This window comes from Stenotrophomonas maltophilia (genome assembly GCF_047497515.2).
Classification (GTDB): domain Bacteria; phylum Pseudomonadota; class Gammaproteobacteria; order Xanthomonadales; family Xanthomonadaceae; genus Stenotrophomonas.
This window is the reverse complement of record NZ_JAXAXL020000005.1, coordinates 190222-209468: the sequence shown is the minus strand read 5'-3', so window position 1 is coordinate 209468 and position 19247 is coordinate 190222. Positions and strand designations below refer to the sequence as shown.

Sequence of the window (19247 nt, the reverse complement as noted above, 5' to 3'; positions counted from 1 at the left end):
TTTTCCTGTGGAAAACGGATCTGACCCCAAGAGTACTTCCAACAGATCGCGGAAATCTGTCGAAGGCGAGGTGGGTCCGGTGGCAGGGGTGTGAGCGGCATGGATGCCGCGACCAAGCCCCCATGGATGGGTTTACGGCGTCCCGTGCCACCGGACCCGCCTCGCCATCCCACAGAAAGCCAGCTTTTGACGTTGCTTCGGCTTTTGCGGTTGCTTCGGCAGGTGCAGGGCGCAGCCCTGCTCAGTCATCCCCCCTCGTGCACAATGGGGCCGACCCCGCCTGGACACCGTCCTGATGTCGAGCAAGCCGTATTCAGAAGCCTGCGCGCGCAACCGCGAACCGATCGCCGCCGCACTCGACCCCTGGATGGGCGACCGTCATCGCCTGCTGGAAATCGGCAGCGGCACCGGCCAGCACGCCGCCTTCTTTGCCGAGCGCTGGCCGTGGCTGCGCTGGCAGCCCAGCGATCATCCGGACCATCTGCCTGGCATCGAGGACTGGCGCGCGGAGGCTGCGCTGCTGAATCTGCTGCCGCCGCTCGCCCTGCAGGTAGAGCTGCCGCCGGCGCCTGGCCTCAGCCTGCCGCAGGGCAGTACGTTCGACGCCACATTCAGCGCCAACACGCTGCACATCATGAGCTGGGAACACGTGCAGGCGCTGTTCGCCGCGCTGCCGCCGGTACTGCGCCACGGCGCGCTGCTGGCGGTGTATGGCCCCTTCAACTACGGCGGCCGTTACACCAGCGACAGCAACGCGCAGTTCGATGCCTGGCTGAAGGCGCGTGATCCGCGTAGCGGCATCCGCGATAGTGAAGCGGTGCAGGCGCTGGCCGCCGACAACGGATTCACCCGACTGGGCGATGTGGCGATGCCGGCCAACAACCGCCTGCTGCTGTGGCGGTTGGGCTGAATCGCCGGTAGTGCCGGCCGCTGGCCGGCACCCGCTTCAGGCCACCTGCACGATGTGCAGCGCCTTCGGATTGCGCCACTGCGCCAGCAGCACCGCTTCCCGTGCCTTGGCCTGTTCGAAATGGGCTTCCTTGACGTGGCCATAGCCGCGGATGTGCTCGGGAATGCTGGCGATCTCCACCGCCAGCGCCAGGCGGTCGTCATCCAGGCCGTCCAGCAGCACCTGCACGGTTGCCTCGTAGTCGCCGATCAGCCTGCGCTCCATGCGGCGCTCTTCAGTGCGCCCGAACACATCGAAGCGGCCGCCACGCAGGAATTTCAGCTTCGCCAGCAGGCCGAACGCCTTGAACATCCACGGGCCATATTCCTTCTTCAGCAGCCGGCCCTGCTCGTCCTTCTTCGCGAACAGCGGCGGCGCCAGGTGGAAGCGCAGCTGGTAGTCGCCCTCGAACTGCTGCTGCAGGCGGCGCTGGAAGTCGCCACTGGTGTACAAGCGGGCCACTTCGTACTCGTCCTTGTACGCCATCAGCTTGAACAGGTAGCGCGCCACTGTCTCGGTCAGCGCGGTGGAACCGCCGATGCGGTCGGCTTCGGCCGCGCGCACGCGCGCCACCAGGTCGCGGTAGCGGTTGGCATAGGCGGCATCCTGGTACTCGACCAGGAACGCGGCGCGGCGCTCGATCATTTCATCCAGCGAGCGCGACAGGCGCGCGTCGTCCAGCGGCAGGAACGCTACGTCACCGCCGTGCGAGGGCAGGCCCCGCAGTTCGCGCTCGTCGCCGGTGTTGCGCGGCGCGGCGGTGGCGCCCCATTCGTTGCCCTCCCACTCGCCCGGCGGCAGCGGATGCAGCGGGCCCGGGGTGGATTCGGTATCGGTATGGCGGTTGCGCACCAGGCCGGCCGCCTGCTGCACGGCCTGCGGGTCAACCACGGCCAGGCGGCCCCAGGCGAAGGCCTGCTGGTTCATCGCCACGGCTGCACCGTTGAGTTCGATGGCGCGCATCAGTGATTCGAACGACAGCGGCACCAGGCCCTGCTGCCACGCATAGCCGAGGATGAACAGGTTGGCGGCGATGGCATCGCCAAGCAGCGCGGTGGCCAGCTGGGTGGCATCGAGCAGCAGCGGTTCCTGGCCGCCCAGTGCCACGCGGACGCCGGCGATGATGTCGGCGGCGGGGAACTGCATGTCCGGGCGGGTGGTGAAGGTACCCGGCATCGCTTCGTAGGTGTTCAACACCACCTGCGAGCGGCCGGCGCGTACCTTCGACAGTGCCCAGTAGTCGTTGACCACCACCATGTCGCAGCCCAGCACCAGGTCGGCCTCACCGGCGGCGATGCGCACGGCGTGGATGTCCTCGGGCCGGCGTGCAATGCGGATGTGCGTGGTCACCGCGCCACCCTTCTGTGCCAGGCCGGTCTGGTCAAGCACGCTCGCGCCCTTGCCTTCCAGGTGGCCGGCCATGCCCAGCAGTGCGCCGATGGTCACCACGCCGGTACCGCCGACGCCGGTGATCAGGATGTTCCAGGGCTGTTCCAGCGTGCCGCGGAGGGTCGGTGCCGGCAGGTTGTCCAGCAGCGTGGAGGCATCGCGCTTGCTGCCCTTGCGCGGCTGGCCGCCGTGCACGGTGACGAAGCTCGGGCAGAAGCCGTTCACGCAGGAATAGTCCTTGTTGCAGTTGGACTGGTCGATTTCGCGCTTGCGCCCGAACTCGGTTTCCTTCGGCAGCACCGACACGCAGAAGCTCTTCTTGCCACAGTCACCGCAGCCTTCGCAGACCAGCGAATTGATCAGCACGCGCTTCTGCGGGTCTTCCAGCTTGCCGCGCTTGCGGCGGCGGCGCTTCTCGGTGGCGCAGGTCTGCTCGTAGATCAGGATCGAAACACCCTTCACTTCGCGCAGGCGCTTCTGCACCGCATCCAGTTCGCTGCGGTCGTGGAACTCGACGTCGCTGGGGAAGTGCTCGCGCTGGCCGGTCCACTTGCCGATGTTGTCCGACAGCACCACGATGGTGTGGATGCCTTCGGCACGCATCTGCTTGGCGATGTCGGGCACGCTCAGCGGACCGTCCACCGGCTGGCCGCCGGTCATCGCCACCGCATCGTTGTAGAGGATCTTGTAGGTGATGTTGACGCCGGCCGCGACCGCCTGGCGGATCGCCAGCGAACCGCTGTGGAAGTAGGTGCCATCACCGAGGTTCTGGAACACGTGCGGCGTATCGGTGAACGGCGCCTGCCCGGCCCAGGTCACGCCTTCGCCGCCCATGTGGGTGAAGGTGTCGGTGCTGCGGTCCATCCAGGTGACCATGTAATGGCAACCGATGCCGGCCAGCGCACGCGAGCCTTCCGGCACCTGGGTGGAGGTGTTGTGCGGGCAGCCCGAGCAGTAGTGCGGCACGCGCGGGAAGCTGGCGCGCGGCAACGCAAGCTCGGCTTCCTTTTCCTGCATCCACTGCAGTCGCTGCTCGATCGAGTCGTTGTTGAAGAACTTCTGGATGCGGCGGCCGATCACGCCGGCGATGGTGGCCGGGGTCAGTTCGCCGGTGGACGGCAGGATCCATTCACCGCTCTCGTCGTACTTGCCGACGATGGACGGGCGCTGGCCCCAGCTGGCCGGCCAGTTGAAGAACTGTTCCTTCATCTGGCGCTCGATGAAGGCACGCTTCTCCTCGACCACGATGATGTCTTCCAGGCCCTGCGCGAAGCGCGCGATGCCTTCCGGTTCCAGCGGCCAGGTCATGCCGACCTTGTACACGCGGATGCCGATGTCGGCGCACGCCGCCTCGTCCAGGCCCAGGTATTCCAGCGCCTGCAGCACGTCCAGGTAGCTCTTGCCGGTGGTGACGATGCCCAGCCGCGCGCGCGGTGCGTCCATCACCACCTTGTCGATGCGGTTGGCGCGGGCAAAGGCCTGGGCCGCCTTCACCGCATAGCGGTGCAGGCGCATTTCCTGGTCCAGCGGCGGGTCCGGCCAGCGGATGTTGAGGCCGCCGCCGGGCATGTCGAAGTCGTCCGGCAACACGATGCGGCGCGCCAGCGGATCGACCTCGACCGAAGCCGACGATTCCACCGTCTCGGCGATGGTCTTGAAGCCGACCCAGCGGCCGGTATAGCGGCTCATCGCCCAGCCGAGCAGGCCCATGTCGAGGATGTCCTGCACACCGGCCGGGTTCAGCACCGGCATCATCGCGCTGACGAACTCGTCCTCGCTGCCATGCGGCAGGGTCGAGCTGCGGCAGGCATGGTCATCGGCGGCCAGTGCCAGCACGCCACCGTAGCGCGAGGTGCCGGCGGCATTGGCGTGCTTGAACACGTCGCCGCAGCGGTCCACGCCGGGGCCCTTGCCGTACCACATGCCGAACACGCCCTGCACGTTGGCGCCGGGGAACAGGTTGGTCTGCTGCGTGCCCCACACCATGGTGGCGCCCAGGTCTTCGTTCAGGCCCGGGGTGAACTTCACCTTGGCCGCGTCCAGGTGCTTGCGTGCGCGCCAGAGCTCCAGGTCGAAGCCGCCCAGAGGGCTGCCGCGGTAACCACTGACGAAACCGGCGCTGTCGATGCCTTCGGCGGCATCGCGCAGGCGCTGCATCAACGGCAGCCGTACCAGCGCCTGCACACCACTGAGGTAGATCCGCCCCTCGTTGCGGGTGTACTTGTGATCGAGCGTGTAATCACGATCGAGCAGGTCGGCGGAAGACGGCGAAGTGAGTTGCGCGGTACTGGTCATGGCTGGCCTGGTCAGGATCGGCTGGCACCGGCCGCGTGCAGGCACACGGCGGGAAAGGCGCGAATTGTAGCAGCGGGGCCGTAGCGGCCCCGGCACTCGCGCCCGCGCCGCCGCTGGGGTTAGGATCGGCGGGAGAGAGGGAGGCTGCGGTTGTGCAGCCTGGGGAGAAGGAATGTCAGTTGCAGGAAAGATCCTGGCCAGCGTGCTGCTGGCCTCGGGAGCGCTCAGCGCGTGGGCCGCGCCGGCGGTGCCGGCACCGCAGGAGTTCTATTTCGACAGCGACCTGGCCGCGGCGCCGATGGTGGCCATGCAGGGCGAGGGCGATGAGCTGGTGACCCAGCTGGTCAGGCTGCGTGAACGCGGGCGGCGTGCGCTGGAAGCCACGGTGCAGCTGGCTTCGGTTGCCAGCAGCCAGGGCCGCACCGAGCTGGCCGAGCAGTTGTACGGCGAGGCGCTGAGGGAGGCGCCGGCGCAGAGCAGCGCTGGCCGCAATGTACGCTGGAACTATGGCTGGGATCTGCTGCGCCAGGGCAAGCCGGAGGCGGCGCTGGAACAGTGGGTGGCCTCGGCCGGCAATGCCCGCAGCAAGCCCAGCTGGGTACCGCCCACCTATGCGCTGGCGCTGTGGCGCTCTGGGCAGAAGCAGGAGGCGGTGCGGTGGTATGCGGCTGCGGTACGTACCGAGCCGTCGCAGTGGAGCAGCAGTGCCCAGTTTGCGCAGTTGCTGCCGCACTGGCGCGAGGACGAGCGTGCGTCGTTGGCCGAAGTGCAGCAGGCCTGGGTGGCCGCGCCGCCTGCCTGGCCCTGAGGAAGGGGTTCGGCCGGGTTGCACCCGGCACCCGCAGAGGCAACAGCCGAAGCAACAGCAACAGCGGACTTACCGAGGGAGCGGGGCGGTGTAGGCAGGCAGGACACGCCGTAAACCCATCCATGGGGGCTCGATGGCGCCATCCATGGCGCCAACGGTCCTGCCTGCCCACACCGCCCCGCCTCTGACAGTTCCCTGTTGCTGGTAGGTGTCGACCTTGGTCGACACGGTATCCACGCCATGCGTGGATGAATCCACATCGGAATCGATTTTTCGATATCTGATCGAAATGCAGCCGAGCGTGGGCTCGGCTCTACAAAAGGCGGCCAGCCAACCGGCTTCTGCTTTTGATCTTCTTTTTTCTTTTCCGTGGCGGACGCATTCGGAAATTGTCAGAGGCCGGGCGGGGTGGGTTCGCGGGGGTGTCCGCGGCATGGATGCCGCGGCCAAGCCCCCAGGGATGGGTTCACGGCGTCCCCCGCGAATCCACCCCGCCCGGCCAGGCGCGGCTTTTGATGTTCGCGGCCAACCCGCCACGAGGGGCTGCGCCGTTCGCGGGAAACCCCTCAGTCGTCCGCAGACACCGTCCGCCCCGACGCCCACGCCCGCAGTGCCTCCACCTGTTCGGCCATCAGCACCGACAGCGGCCGCGTAGCGCGGATCTCGGTCATCAGCAGCTCGGTGTCCAGCGGCCGGCTTTCCGCGTGCGCGGCATACAGCCCGGCCACGATCGCCTGCTCGATCTCGGCACCGGAGAAGCCGTTGGCAGCAGCAGCCAGCGCCGGCAGTGCGAAGTCGTCGGCGTTGAGCTGGCGCCGGCCCAGGTGCAGCCGCAGCAGTTCCACGCGCACGTCCGGCGTGGGCAGGTCGACGAAGAAGATCTCGTCGAAGCGGCCCTTGCGCAGCAGTTCGGCCGGCAGCTCATGTACCTGGTTGGCGGTGGCGACGATGAATACCGGTGCCTTGCGCTCGGCCATCCAGGTCAGCAGGTGGCCGAGCACCCGGCGCGACACGCCGCCATCCTCGCCGCCGGTTGCCAGGCCCTTCTCGATCTCGTCCATCCACAGCACGCACGGTGCCAGCTGTTCGGCCGAGGCCAGCGCCTGGCGCAGGTTGGCCTCGGTCTCGCCGTGGTACTTGTTGTACAGCGCACCCACGTCCAGGCGCAGCAGCGGCACGCCGAAGCCGGCGGCGGTGGCCTTGGCCAGCATCGACTTGCCGCAGCCCTGCACGCCCAGCAGCAGCATGCCGCGCGGCGGGTCCAGCCCGGCCGGCGCCGAGCCGGCAATGAACGCCACGCGGCGCTGGTTGATCCAGCGCTTGAGGCGGTTGGCACCGGCCACGTCGCCGAAGCGCGCGCTGTCGTGCTCGAAGAACAGATGGCCACTGCGGTTGAGCAGCTCGAACTTCAGCCGCGCCAGCTGCGGCAGATCGTCGTCGCGCAGCGCGCCGTCGGCGTAGATCAGCTGGCGCGCGATGCGGCGGGCATCGACCAGGCTCAGGCCCTGCAGGTTCTTCAGGATCTTCTTCACCGCCTCGCTGTCCACCTCGACGCGGCGGCCACCATGCTCGCGCGCGTACGCGTCGGCCTCTTCGCGCAGCATCTTCAGCAGGGCATTGGCGTCGGGCAGGCGCGGGTTGAAGCGCACCGCCAGCGCTTCCAGCTCGGCCGGCAGCTCGACCTTGGCGCCGATCAGCACCAGCACGTGCGGTTCGCTGTGGCGGCGCTGGATCAGGTCGCGCAGGGCACGCTGGTGGCTGGCGTAGCCCAGGTAGGGGTGGAAATCGAGCAGCAGGTAGACCCCGCGCTGGTCGGCCTGGCGGATCATCTGCAGCGCCGCGCTGGCATCGGGCGGCCCGACCGGCGGGTCCTCGCTGTCCAGGTCGATGCGGCGCAGGCCCTCGGTGATCGACCAGCGGTGCAGCGCCCGCCAGACATGCATCAGCGTCTGCCGGAACAGCTCGACGATGCGGCCCTCATCCTGGGTCTCGATCACGATCAGGGGGGTATTGGCGCGGATCAGTGCGCTCAGGTCCTGCAGTTCGCTCATGCCGGTTCGATCCTTCGGGGGCGCCACGATAGCAAAGGCGATGGCGACGGGTTCAGCGCGGTGCTACCTCCCGTCACCACCGCCGGTGTACGCTCGGGGCACGTACCCGGAAGCGAGGCTGGCATGAAGACGATCCTGGTGGCCGGTTCCAAGGGCGGGGTGGGCAAAACCACCATCGCCACCCACCTGGCCGCGTACGCGGCATTGCAGGGCAAGGCCACGGTGATCGCCGATGCCGACCCGCAGGGCTCCAGCACCCGCTGGGCACAACGCCGTGCCGGGCTGGAAAGCGCGGTGCTCCCCATCGATGTGTATCGGAAGAAGCAGTGGGCACAGAAGCTGCCCGACGGCACCCAGACCGTCATCATCGACGCACCGGCCGGCGCGTTGGCCGACGATATCCCCCATTTCCTCGATGCCGCCGACGCGGTGGTGGTGCCGGTGCTGCCCTCGGCGCTGGATATCGAAGCCATCGTCGGCTTCCTCAACAGCCTGGCCCAGAACCCGCGGGTCCACAGCCGCAAGCTGCCGGTGGGGCTGGTCCTGAACCGCACCAAGCCCTGGACCCAGACCTCGCAGCAGGCGCTGCAGATGCTGGCCGAGTGGCCCTACCCGGTAGTCGCGCAGCTGCGTGACAGCCAGAGCTACGTGGTGATGACCGGCCTGGGCCGCAGCCTGTTCGACTACCGCTCGGCGCAGGTGCGCGAGCACCAGGCCGACTGGGAACCCCTGCTGTCCTGGCTGAAGCTGTGACGCGTGCATCACTCTGCCTGTTGCACCCTCTCTCCATGGAAAACCGCGATGCGTGAACTGATCCTGCTGCGCCATGCCCATGCCGAACCGGCCACCCCCGGCCAGGCCGACCTCGACCGGCCGTTGTCGCCGGTGGGGCTGGCCGAAGCCGAAGCCGCCGGCAGGTGGCTGAAGGAAAACAACCTGCTGCCGGATTGCGTGCTGTGCTCGCCGGCGCGGCGCACCCGCGAAACCCTGGAAGCCGTGCTGGGCACCATCGGTTACGTGGAAAAGCGCCTGGAAGACCGTATCTACGAGGCCACCCCCGGCACCCTGGCGGCGCTGGTGGATGACCGCCGCGATCTCGACCGCGTGCTGGTCGTCGGCCACAACCCCGGCCTGGAGCGCCTGGTGGCGCTGATGACCGAGGGCACCAGCAGCGACTACCGCGGCATGCCGCCGGCCGGCATCGCCGTGCTCGGGTTCCCGCGCGAGGCCGCGATCGAGCCGGGCGTGGCCAGCCTGAACGCGTTCTGGTGGCCGTGATCCGATGAGCCTGGCGCGGCGCAGCCGCTTCCTGCTGCCCGCGCTGCTGGCGATCGGCCCGGCCTGGGCCACCGTGCCCACGCCGACCACCTTGCCACCGGTGGTTGCCGAAGCGCACCGGGTACTTCGCCTGGATACCCAGCGCTCGCAGATCGGTTTCGAGGTACGCACCCGCTTCGGCCAGCGCATCGAAGGGGTGTTCCCGCATTTCGAGGGCCGCATCGAAGTCCTCTCCGATGGCCGCCACCAGGTGCACCTGAAGATGTTCACCCGTTCGGTCGAGATTCCCGGCAAGTCGCGCTACACCGGCTGGATGCGCGGCGAAGAGTTCTTTGACGCAGGCCGCCATCCGGTGGTCGAGTTCGACTCGTTGCCGTACTGGCCGGAAACCGTGGAAAACGGCGGCGACATCAATGGCCGGCTGACGCTGCGCGGGATCAGCCACCCCGAACTGCTGAAGGTCGAGAAGGCGGACTGCGCCCGACCCGGCTATGATTGCGACGTCGTCAGCCGCGGTACCGTACAGCGGGGCCGGTATGGCATGGACAGCTGGCAGCTTGCCTTGAGTGATCGAGTGACCTTCGTACTGCGTGCGCGCCTGAGTGAGGCGCCGAAACCGTGAATCTCCTGCTGCGCGTACTGGCGCTGGCAACCGTGTTGCTGGGCAGCGGTTGTGCATCGCTCTCCCATGCCGAGCGCGACCGTGCCGAAGCGATCGCCGTGCAGGCGCGTTCGACCGAGGTTGACTGCCAGCGCGCCGACCGTTGCGCGCAGGACTCGCCGTTGCGGGCGCTGGCCGGCCGCGCATTCACCGAATCCACCCCGGAGCGGCCGCGGCATTACGCCACCCTGCTCGACGAGGGCGAGGGTGCCCTGGTCGCACGCCTGAACCTGCTGCGCAGCGCCACCCGCAGCATCGACCTGCAGACCTACATCTTCGACAAGGACGACAGCGCGCGGCTGGTCATCGACGAGCTGCTGGCCGCCTCGCGGCGCGGGGTGAAGGTGCGGCTGCTGATCGACCAGCTCTCGGCGATCTCCGACCTGCAGATCCTCGGCGCCCTGTCCGGGGCCCACCAGAATTTCCAGCTGCGGGTCTACAACCCGACCTTCGGCAAGGCCCGGCTGAACTACTTCGACTACGCCGGCAGCGTGCTGTGCTGCTTCCGCCGGTTCAACCAGCGCATGCACAACAAGCTGCTGGTGATCGACGATGCGATCGGCGTGGTCGGTGGCCGCAACTACCAGGACGACTATTACGACTGGGACCGCGAGTACAACTTCCGCGACCGTGACGTGCTGATCGCCGGCCCGGAAGCACGCGCGATGGCGGCCAACTTCGATGCGTTCTGGCGTGCCCACCGCAGCGTGCCGGCCGAGCGCCTGAACGACGTGGGCCGCACGCTGTTGCGCGAGGGCGTGCCGATCCTGCCGCCGGCCAGCTTCCGCCGCCCGGAAAGGGTGCAGCGGGTCAGCGCCGAAGCCAACGACATGGACTTCGTCACCCGTTCCTTCGTCGATACCGCGTTGCCGGTAGCCTCGGTGCGCTACGTGGCCGACCTGCCGCGCAAGCACCGCCGTGAGCAGGCCGATGCACCACTGGCCGGCCAGCACGTGACCGAGCCGCAGCTGGATGCGCTGATTGCCAGTGCACAGAAGGAAGTGATCCTGCAGACGCCGTACCTGGTGCTGTCCAAGCCGGCGCAGGCGCTGTTCCGCGAGCTGCGCAAGCGGCCGCAGCCGCCACGCGTGGTGGTGTCCAGCAACAGCCTGGCGGCCACCGACAATCCGATCGTGTATGCGCTGTCCTACAAGTACAAGCGGCGCAACATGCGCGAACTGGGCTTCAACATCTTTGAATACAAGCCGTTCCCGCTGGATGCGCCGGTCGATTACCGCAACCTGCTGCCCGACCCGATCGCGCCCCCCGAAGGCGACAGCGGCGGCGACCGCAGTTCCTGGATCGGTGGCAGTGCGGCCGGCAGCAACGCACGCGGCAGCGGTGGCAGCGGCTCCAGCGCGGGCAGCCCCCAGGGCTCGCTGAACCATCGCCACAGCGACGGTGCCTACGACAACGCGCGTGCGCGCCGCCGCGCCGCCGGCAGCGAAGTGGAAACGCGCCTGCTGCGTACCGAGACACGGCCCTCGTTCCTCGGCAGCAAGGCGGTCAACAAGCCGTTGCCGGTCACCCGCAAGGGCGCGCGCATGGGCCTGCATGCCAAGTCGCTGGTGGTCGACCGCCGCATCGGCGTGGTCGGCACCCACAACTTCGATCCGCGCAGCGAGAACTACAACACCGAAGGCGCGGTGATCATCGACGACCCGGTCTTTGCCGAGCAGCTGGCCGAGAGCATCCTCCGTGACACCCACCCGCAGAACTCCTGGACGGTGGCGCCGCGGGCCAAGCCGCCGGTGCTGTCGGGGCTGAACTACAGCGTTGGCAAAGCCTCCGAAGCGCTGCCGATCCTCGATTTCTGGCCGTGGCGCTACGCCACCGACTACGAGTTCAAGCCCGGCCCGGACTGCCCGCAGCCGCTGCCGCGGCAGGACCCGGCGTTCCACACCTGCTACGTCGCCGTCGGCGACTTCCCGGAAGTCAACGTCGGCCCGAAGTGGCTGCTGGTGCGCATGCTGACTGCATTCGGCGCCGGCCTCGTTCCCATCCTCTGAAGGTGCCCGCATGACCCAGGTGTTCCGCCAAGCCGTTTCCATCGAGCAGCTCAACGCGCTCAGCCACAACACGGCCATCCATTCCCTGGGCATCGTCTTCAGCGCCGCCGGCGAGGACTGGCTGCAGGCCACGATGCCGGTGGACGAGCGTACCCGCCAGCCCTACGGCATCCTCCACGGCGGCGCCTCGGTGGTGCTGGCCGAGACCCTGGGCAGCAGTGCCGGCAACCTGTGCGTGGATACTGCCAAGCAGATCTGCGTGGGCCTGGAGATCAACGCCAACCACGTGCGTGCAGTGCGCTCGGGCACGGTCATCGGCACCGCCCGCGCGCTGCACGTGGGCCGCAGCACCCAGCTGTGGGAAATCCGCATCGAGGACGAACAGGGCCGCCTGGTGTGCATCTCGCGGCTCACCCTGGCGGTGGTGGCCGCCGGCCACGGCTGAGCCCCGCGCGGGCAGGTCGACGGCTTCAGAACCCAGCGTTCCCCGCCGATTGCCCCTGTCGATGGGCGTTATGGCCTAAATCGGCTGGCAGCGATGACGGCCCTCCGGTATCGTGCGCGGATGACTTCCCCCACTCCGGCCCCCCGTGGCGGCGTGGCGCGTGTGTGCCGTTACCTGTACCGCGTACCGCTGCTGTTGGTCCACATCACCGTGTTCCTGCCGCTGATCCTGATCGGCATGCTTCCGCCGTGGGGCGAACTGCGCGTGGGCGAGGCCACCTTTGGCGCCAAGGTGGTCAACTGGTGGCAGGGCGGGCTGATGTGGATCTTCGGCTTCCGCCTGGCGCAGATCGGCAGGCCGCTGCCCGGCGCCGTGCTGTTCGTGGCCAACCACGTCAGCTGGGTTGATATCTGCATCCTGCACAGCCAGCGCATGATGGGCTTCGTCGCCAAGCGCGAGATCGCCAGCTGGCCACTGGTCGGTTGGCTGGCCGCGCGCGGCCAGACCATTTTCCACCAGCGTGGCAACACCGAATCGCTCGGTGGCGTGATGCAGGTGATGGCCGATCGCCTGCGCGACGGCAAGGCCGTGGGCGTGTTCCCGGAAGGCCGCACCCGCGGCGGCCACGAAGTGGGCCCGTTCCATGCCCGCATCTTCCAGGCCGCCGTTGAAACCGGCGTGCCGGTGCAGCCGGTGGCACTGGTGTACGGCGAGAAGGGCGATGCGCAGACCATTGTCGCGTTCGGCCCGGGCGAGAGTTTCTTCGCCAATTTCCTGCGCCTGCTCGGTGAGCCGGCGCGACGTGCGGAAGTGCACTTCCTGGCACCGATCGGTGCGCAGGACCTGGAAGGCCGTCGGCGCATCGCGGAAACTTCGCGCGCGCGCATCGTGGCGGCCATGAGCACCGGGTGAGCGCACGGTGGCCCTGATCCCGCCACCTGTCCTGGACGCCGGCACGCCGACGTTGCATGCGGCTGACTATCAGCCGCCGCGCTGGCTGCGCAACCCGCATCTGCAGTCGATGCTCAGCTCCAGCCGCATGCGCCTGCAGCGCGGCCTGCTGTTGCTGGCGGCCACGGGTGCGGTCAGCGAGGAACTGATCCTCGACGGTGGCGACGGCGTGCGCCTGCAGGGCTGGTACAGCCATGTCGAAGGCCGCGAACCGCAGGGCATGGCGCTGCTGCTGCATGGCTGGGAAGGCAGTTCCGAATCGAGCTACATGCGCATGGCCGCCGCGCGCATGCTGGAGCAGGGCTTCGACGTGGTGCGGCTGAACTTCCGCGACCACGGCAACACCCATCATCTCAATCGCGGCATCTTCCACTCCAACCTGATCGACGAAGTGGTGCACGCCGCGGGCGATATCGCCCAGCGTTGGCCGCAGCTGCCGCTGGTGGCCGCCGGCTACTCGCTGGGCGGCAACTTCGTGCTGCGCCTGGCCCTGCGCGCACCGGCCGCCGGCGTGCCACTGCAGCGCGTGGCCTCGGTCTGCCCGGTGCTGGACCCGGCGCTGACCATGGAGAGCATCGAGAACGGCCCGGCGATGTACGACTGGTACTTCCGCCGCAAATGGGCCGGCTCGCTGCGCCGCAAGCGCGACCTGTTCCCCGAGCTGAGCGACTGCGACGACCGCGTGCTGAAGCTGGACATCCGCGCGCTGACCGCCTGGCTGGTCGAGCGCCACACCAGCTTCGGCTCGCTGCAGGCCTATTTCGATGGTTACTCGATTGCCGGCGACCGCCTGTCCAACCTGCAGGTACCGGCCGACATCCTGATGGCACAGGATGACCCGGTGATTCCGTATGCGACCTTCAGCAACTGGCAGCTGCCGCGCCAGGCGCACCTGGAAACCGCCTGCTGGGGCGGCCACTGCGGCTTCATCGAGAACTGGCGGGGCGACGGCTTCTCCGAACGCTGGGTGGCGCAGCGCCTGCGGCGGGTTCTGCAGGCCTGAACCGGCACCGGCTTTCAGCCCGCTACAATGCGGGTTTGCACTTGAACCGGACTGCCATGCAAGACCAGATCATCCAGGCGTTGCGCCAGAACCAGGCCGACCAGGCCGTGCAGCTGGCCCAGGCGTGGACCCATGACGAACCCGGCCTGGCCGATGCCCACCGCTGGCTGGCGCTTGCGCTGCAGCAGCAGGGCAAGGCCGAGGACGCGATGGACGCCCTGCAGCAGGCGCTGCGGCTGGCCCCGGACGATGCCCAGCTGCACCTGCAGCACGCGGGCCTGTTGCTGGCGCTGCGCCAGTTCGAAGGGGCCGACGACGCCCTGGTGCGGACCACCGGCCTCGATCCGAATTCTTTCTCCGCCTACCTGATGCAGGCGCACCTGGCGATCGGCCGCAACGACTTCGACGAAGCGCAGCGCGTGTCGACGCTGGCCGCGCGCGTGGAGCCGGACCATCCGGAACTGCTGACCATCGACGGCATGGTCGCCCTGCGCCGCGGCGATGCCGACCGCGCGCTGGCGCTGCTGTCGGCCGCCAGCAAGGCGCTGCCGGACGACCCCCGCGTGCTGTACGCGCTCGGCTTCGCCTATCTGGGCAAGGACATGCTGGCGTTCGCCGAGCAGTCGTTCCGCCGCGTGCTCGAACTGAACCCGTCGCTGTCCTCGCTGCACGGCCTGGTGGTGCAGCTGGCGCTGCGCCAGGACAACGTGGCGGCCGCCGCCGAAGCGATGCAGGTAGCCCTGCAGCAGCCGGAGATGGACGTGCCGTCGATGCGCCGCCTGGCCGGTGAGCTGTCACTGCGCAATGGCCAGCCGCTGCAGGCGCTGGATTACCTGCTGCCGCTGCTGGAAACGCAGCCGGACGACCGCCAGGTGCTGCAGCTGCTGCTGATGTCGTGGCAGCGCCTGGGCCGCGAAGACGAAGCCCGTGCGCGCCTGGATGCGGTGCTGGAAACCCAGGACCAGCTGCACGACGTATGGCTGGCGCGCCTGGCCATCGAGCAGGTTGGCAGTGAAAGTGCAGTGGCCACGGTCGAACGCTGGATGGCGGCGATGCCGGCGCATCTGCCGCCCCTGGAGGCGCGCCTGCGCCTGCACGACATGGTGGGCGAACACGCACAGGCCGAAGCGGTCGCCGAGCGCATCGTCAGCCTGGAGCCGGGCCGCGTCAGTGGTGAAACACGCCTGGTCGAGGGCCTGCTGCAGCGCGATCCGGCTGCGGCCGTAGCGCGCGTGCAGGCGCTGATCGAGCTGGCACCGGAAGGCCATCGCGCCGACCTGCGCACCTGGCTGGGTGAAATCCAGGACCGTGCCGGCCAGCCGCAGGAGGCCCTGCGCACCTGGATGTCGCTGCAGGCCGACCAGGCTCCGCAGCGCCTGCCGTTGCCGCCGCAGGCCAAATCGCCGCCAAGCTGGCCGGACAAGGGCAGCCTGGAGGGCGATACCAGCTCCGCGCCGATCTTCCTGTGGGGCCCGCCGGGTTCGGGCGTGGAGCGCGTGGCGACCGGCCTGGCCGCCGCCAGCCCGGTGCTGCGCAGCGACCGCTACACCGACACCCCGCCCGATGATGCCTTCCAGAACTACCACACGTTGCAGGACCTGGCGTCGGGCGTGCTGACCCCGGAACGGCTGGTGCAGCGTTGGCGCGAGCAGTTGCCGGCCCGTGGCCTGCAGAGCGACACCGTGATCGACTGGCTGCTGTGGTGGGACAACGCCCTGCTGTGGTCGCTGCGCCCGCAGCTGCCGCAGGGCCGCCTGCTGCTGGTGCTGCGTGACCCGCGCGACATGCTGCTGGACTGGGTGGCCTACGGTGCCGCCGCGCCGCTGGCGATGACCTCGCTGGCCGAAGCCAGTGAGTGGCTGACGCGCGCGCTGACCCAGATCGCCACGCTGCACGAGGATGACCTGTACCCGCACGTGCTGCTGCGCATCGACCAGATCGGCAACGATCCGCGCGCGATGGCCGAACTGCTGGGCCGCCTGTTCGAGCGGCCGATGCCGCCGGCCGCGCAGCTGGGTGCACCGCGCCTGCCGCCGGGCCACTGGCGCAACTACCGCGACGTGATGAGCGCCGCCTTCGCCCAGCTCACCCCGGTTGCGGTGCGCCTGGGTTACCCGGGAGAGTGAGGAGAGTCCCATGCAGCTGAGCAGCAACAGCCTGACCCCTGGCGCGCCGATCGACCGTGCGTTCGCCGCCGGCGATGCCAACGGCTTCGCGCCTGACCGCAACCCACACCTGGCCTGGAGCGGGGCGCCGGCCGGCACCCGTTCGTTCCTGCTGGTGTGCGTGGACCCGGACGTGCCGACCGTGCCGGAGACGGTCGGCCGCAGCGACATGAGCGTGCCGCGCGACCAGCCGCGGTGCGACTTCGTGCACTGGGTGATGGCCGACATCCCGGCCACGGTGCAGGAGATTGCCGCGGGCAGCTGCAGCGATGGCTTCGTGGTCAAGGGCAAGCCCGCACCGGCTGGCCCGGCCGGCAGCCGCCAGGGCCTGAATGACTTCACCGGCTGGTTCGCCGGCAACCCGGACATGGCCGGCGATTACCTGGGCTACGACGGCCCGTACCCGCCGTTCAACGACGAGCGCGTGCACCGCTACTTCTTCCGCGTGTTCGCGCTGGACGTGGCCACGCTGGAGCTGCCGCAGCGCTTCACCGCCGCCGACGCGTATCGGGCCATGCACGGCCACGTGCTGGCCGAAGCCGCGCTGCACGGCACCTACACGCTGAACCCGGCGCTGGGCTGAGCGGCACACTGGGTAGAGCCGGCCGCTGGCCGGCAACGTCCGTGTGTTGCCGCATTCGCTCATGGCAGCCGGCCAGCGGCCGGCTCTACCCCAGACGAGAAGGGCGGCCAGCCGGCCGCCCTTTTCATTCATCCGCTTGCAGCGCCACCGGTTCGAACACTGCGGTGTCGCCCTGCGCATTGCGCAGCACCAGGGCGCCGTGGTCATCCAACGCAAGCGTCGGTGCCGAATGTCCACCGCGCATCAGCATTCCCGCGCGTTCCTGCTGCACGGTCATCCTCGGGTCGATGCACTGGGCCGCGGTCTGCACGCCGTTGCGCAGGATCAGCAGGTTGCCCTGCAGCCGGTACGCGTTGCTGACCTGGTTGCACAGGTTCAACTCGCTCATGAAACCGGACCGGAAGCGCAGCGTATAGGGCGCGTGGCCACGGACGAACAAGGCATCGACGCGCCGGCCCTGCGCATCCGTGGCGCGCGCCAGTTGCCACAGGTGTGCTTCGAGCTGATCGCTGCCGGGCGTGCTGGCAACGGCCGCATCCGCGGACATGGCCAGCAGCGCAGCAGCGATGAGGGCGGGGACGTGCTTCATGCCGATCTCCCGATGCATCCGGGTAGTGCCGGCCGCTGGCCGGCACCATCCGTGTGTTGGCGGTGCCGCGCAGGGCAGCCGGCCAGCGGCCGGCTCTACCCACCACGAAGAAGGGCGGCCTCTCGGCCGCCCTTCAAGAGCCAGCCGACCAACGGTCGGCTCTACATCACTTCTCGATGGCCGACTCGACCACCATGTCCAGCACGTACGCCTGCGACGGCGCATCGGCCGGCGGGTTCTTCACTTCGTAGCGCTTCACGCGCACCACGTTGCGCACGCCGTTTTCGTGGGTGTAACCCTCGATGTTGCCGTAGAAGTTCTCGAACTTGCCCGGCTCGCCCTGCTTCAGGCCCTTGTCGTCGAACTTCACCTCGCGCACCTGCAGGCACTGGTAGTCCGGGATCAGCGGGTGCGAGCACTTCTCGGTCTTGGCCGCCACTTCCAGGAACACGGTTTCGCCGGCGCCGCCGTAGCGGGTTTCAGCGGTCGGTTCCGGGTTGAACACCAGCACGTCGCCCTTGGCGGTGGTCAGGGTCAGCTTGCCGTCGGCATCCTGCGTGGCCTTCAGTTCGCCCTGCAGGCGGCTCGACACGGCCTCGTCCAGCGCCATCAGCGCCTTGTCGGTGCAGGCCATCATGGTCGACGCCATGGCGCCCACGGTCAGCTTGCCATCGGCCAGGGTGTAGCTGCCGCCCATGTGGTTGCAGGCGTTGCTGACCGACAGGCGGCCATCAGCGAAGTCCAGGGTGACCGGCTTGTCTTCGCGGGCGAACAGCGCATCGATGCGCTTGCCGTCGGCGCCGGTGGCCTGCTGCAGCAGCCAGTGCTGGCTCTGCAGGCGCTGCGCATCCAGGTGCGCCAGCGTCTGCTGGTCCGCCGCCTTCGCTGCGGCCGGGGCCACGTCGTCGCCGCCGGTGCCGGCCGGGGCCGGGGTCTGGCTGCAGGCGGCCATCAGGGCCAGCGGGAGGAGCAGGGTGAGCTTGCGGTTCATGGTGATTCTCCTTGGGGAACCGTGGGGGAAACGGGGTGGGGCCGGCGACGGGGTTGCCGCGCCCCGGCACTGTTCAGCTGCCGGACGGCAACCACAGCAGCAGCGCGGCGCCCAGCGCGATGCGGTAAACCGCGAAGGCGGTGAACTTGTGCGACTTGATGTAGCCCATCAGCCACTTCACTACGACGAAGCCGGTGACGGCTGCGGCAAGGAACGCCACGCCCACGTCGGTCCAGTTCTCGCTGCCCAGCTTCCCGTCCTTGGCCATTTCCAGGAACGTGTAGGCGCTGGCGGCGAACATGGTGGGAATGCCGACCAGGAACACGAATTCGGCGGCGGCTGCGCGGCGGCTCAGGCCCAGCAGCATGGCCAGGAAGATCGCCGAGGCCGAACGCGAAGTGCCCGGGAACACACCGGCCACCACCTGCGCCAGGCCCACGCCGATCGCCACCGTCCAGGTCACCTGGTCGCGGTCGGGCAGGCGCGCGGTGTAGGCCTCCACCAGCAGCATCCAGACGCCGCCGATGATCAGCGCCCAGGCCACCGGGGTCACGGTTTCCGGCAGCGACCAGCCCGCCTTGCGCACCACCAGGCCGACCACGGCGGTGACCAGGAAGGCGGCGCCCAGCTTGAACACGTACTCGCGGTTCTCGCGCTGGTTGAAGCCGGTGGCCAGCTGCAGCAGGCGCTGGCGGAACACCAGCACCACGGCCACGATCGCGCCGGCCTGGATGACGATGTTGAAGAAGTCCGAACGGGCACCCAGCCAGTGCTGGGCGATGAGCAGGTGGCCGGTGCTGGAGATCGGCAGGAATTCGGTGAGGCCTTCGAGGATGCCCAGCAGCAGGGCGGAGAGCAGGTCGGACATGGACGGTGCGTGCACGCGCGGCGGAAGGAAGAAGGTCGAGAGGATAGACGATCCGTGCTGCACCAAACGGGTGCGTCTGGTGACGCATGCACCCGATTGGTGCGCGAGGCTGCGCACCGGCCGGGGGCAGCCTTTTTGAAATCAATCACTTGCGATCGGCGAAAAGTTGGCACGGTCATTGCTGTACCTCAGCAGGCATTCATCCCCATCCG

Annotated in this window: 16 protein-coding genes; 11 read left to right on the top strand and 5 right to left on the bottom strand. The window is 68.6% G+C overall.

Features of this window, described 5'->3' with window-relative positions; translation table 11 throughout:
• Positions 1–295 precede the first annotated feature (295 nt).
• The gene (locus ACMZPQ_RS10640) at positions 296–910 is read left to right on the top strand and encodes a DUF938 domain-containing protein (RefSeq protein WP_197582675.1); all 615 of its coding nucleotides are present in this window, start codon (positions 296–298) and stop codon (positions 908–910) included.
• Between the two features lie 36 nt (positions 911–946).
• On the opposite strand, the gene ACMZPQ_RS10635 is transcribed toward ACMZPQ_RS10640, so the two are convergent.
• Positions 947–4633, bottom strand: coding sequence for an indolepyruvate ferredoxin oxidoreductase family protein (locus ACMZPQ_RS10635; protein WP_197582674.1), 3687 nt, complete (start codon positions 4631–4633; stop codon positions 947–949).
• Between the two features lie 172 nt (positions 4634–4805).
• Between ACMZPQ_RS10635 and ACMZPQ_RS10630 the strand changes: the two genes are divergently transcribed.
• Positions 4806–5441: a tetratricopeptide repeat protein gene (locus tag ACMZPQ_RS10630; protein ID WP_197582673.1), complete on the top strand. Its 636-nt coding sequence runs from the start codon at positions 4806–4808 to the stop codon at positions 5439–5441.
• Positions 5442–6007: 566 nt separating this feature from the next.
• Here ACMZPQ_RS10630 and ACMZPQ_RS10625 read toward each other — a convergent pair.
• Positions 6008–7492, bottom strand: a complete 1485-nt coding sequence (locus tag ACMZPQ_RS10625) for an AAA family ATPase (RefSeq protein ID WP_197580477.1) — start codon at positions 7490–7492, stop codon at positions 6008–6010.
• Positions 7493–7615: 123 nt separating this feature from the next.
• On the opposite strand from ACMZPQ_RS10625, the gene ACMZPQ_RS10620 reads away from it, so the two are divergent.
• The 9 genes from ACMZPQ_RS10620 to ACMZPQ_RS10580 all read left to right on the top strand — a co-directional run bounded on the left by ACMZPQ_RS10620 (position 7616) and on the right by ACMZPQ_RS10580 (position 16587).
• Positions 7616–8245, top strand: coding sequence for a nucleotide-binding protein (locus ACMZPQ_RS10620; protein WP_197580478.1), 630 nt, complete (start codon positions 7616–7618; stop codon positions 8243–8245).
• Positions 8246–8293: 48 nt separating this feature from the next.
• Positions 8294–8770 (top strand): SixA phosphatase family protein, encoded by a 477-nt coding sequence (locus ACMZPQ_RS10615; protein WP_197580479.1) that lies wholly within the window; start codon positions 8294–8296, stop codon positions 8768–8770.
• A 4-nt stretch (positions 8771–8774) separates the two neighbouring features.
• Positions 8775–9392: a YceI family protein gene (locus tag ACMZPQ_RS10610; protein WP_197580480.1), complete on the top strand. Its 618-nt coding sequence runs from the start codon at positions 8775–8777 to the stop codon at positions 9390–9392.
• Complete coding sequence (locus ACMZPQ_RS10605) at positions 9389–11440, top strand: phospholipase D-like domain-containing protein (protein WP_197580481.1); 2052 nt, start codon at positions 9389–9391, stop codon at positions 11438–11440. The genes ACMZPQ_RS10610 and ACMZPQ_RS10605 overlap by 4 nt, the downstream gene beginning before the upstream one ends.
• A 10-nt stretch (positions 11441–11450) precedes the next feature.
• Positions 11451–11885, top strand: a complete 435-nt coding sequence (locus ACMZPQ_RS10600; protein ID WP_197580482.1) for a hotdog fold thioesterase — start codon at positions 11451–11453, stop codon at positions 11883–11885.
• Positions 11886–12005: 120 nt separating this feature from the next.
• Positions 12006–12797: a 1-acyl-sn-glycerol-3-phosphate acyltransferase gene (locus ACMZPQ_RS10595; protein WP_197580483.1), complete on the top strand. Its 792-nt coding sequence runs from the start codon at positions 12006–12008 to the stop codon at positions 12795–12797.
• A 52-nt stretch (positions 12798–12849) separates the two neighbouring features.
• Positions 12850–13839 carry a YheT family hydrolase gene (locus ACMZPQ_RS10590; RefSeq protein ID WP_197580531.1) on the top strand — a complete coding sequence of 330 codons (990 nt, stop codon included), beginning with the start codon at positions 12850–12852 and terminating at the stop codon, positions 13837–13839.
• 56 nt (positions 13840–13895) lie between these two features.
• The gene (locus ACMZPQ_RS10585; protein WP_197580484.1) at positions 13896–15965 is read left to right on the top strand and encodes a tetratricopeptide repeat protein; all 2070 of its coding nucleotides are present in this window, start codon (positions 13896–13898) and stop codon (positions 15963–15965) included.
• Between the two features lie 10 nt (positions 15966–15975).
• On the top strand, positions 15976–16587 hold the full coding sequence (locus ACMZPQ_RS10580) for a YbhB/YbcL family Raf kinase inhibitor-like protein (protein ID WP_197580485.1): 612 nt from the start codon (positions 15976–15978) through the stop codon (positions 16585–16587).
• Between the two features lie 124 nt (positions 16588–16711).
• Here the strand turns inward: ACMZPQ_RS10580 and ACMZPQ_RS10575 are convergent, their stop codons facing one another.
• From ACMZPQ_RS10575 to ACMZPQ_RS10565, 3 genes are all read right to left on the bottom strand, one after another.
• Complete coding sequence (locus ACMZPQ_RS10575; protein WP_197580486.1) at positions 16712–17176, bottom strand: META domain-containing protein; 465 nt, start codon at positions 17174–17176, stop codon at positions 16712–16714.
• 166 nt (positions 17177–17342) lie between these two features.
• Positions 17343–18167, bottom strand: a complete 825-nt coding sequence (locus tag ACMZPQ_RS10570) for an META domain-containing protein (RefSeq protein WP_197580487.1) — start codon at positions 18165–18167, stop codon at positions 17343–17345.
• 73 nt (positions 18168–18240) lie between these two features.
• Positions 18241–19035 carry an undecaprenyl-diphosphate phosphatase gene (locus ACMZPQ_RS10565; protein WP_197580488.1) on the bottom strand — a complete coding sequence of 265 codons (795 nt, stop codon included), beginning with the start codon at positions 19033–19035 and terminating at the stop codon, positions 18241–18243.
• Positions 19036–19247: the final 212 nt, after the last annotated feature.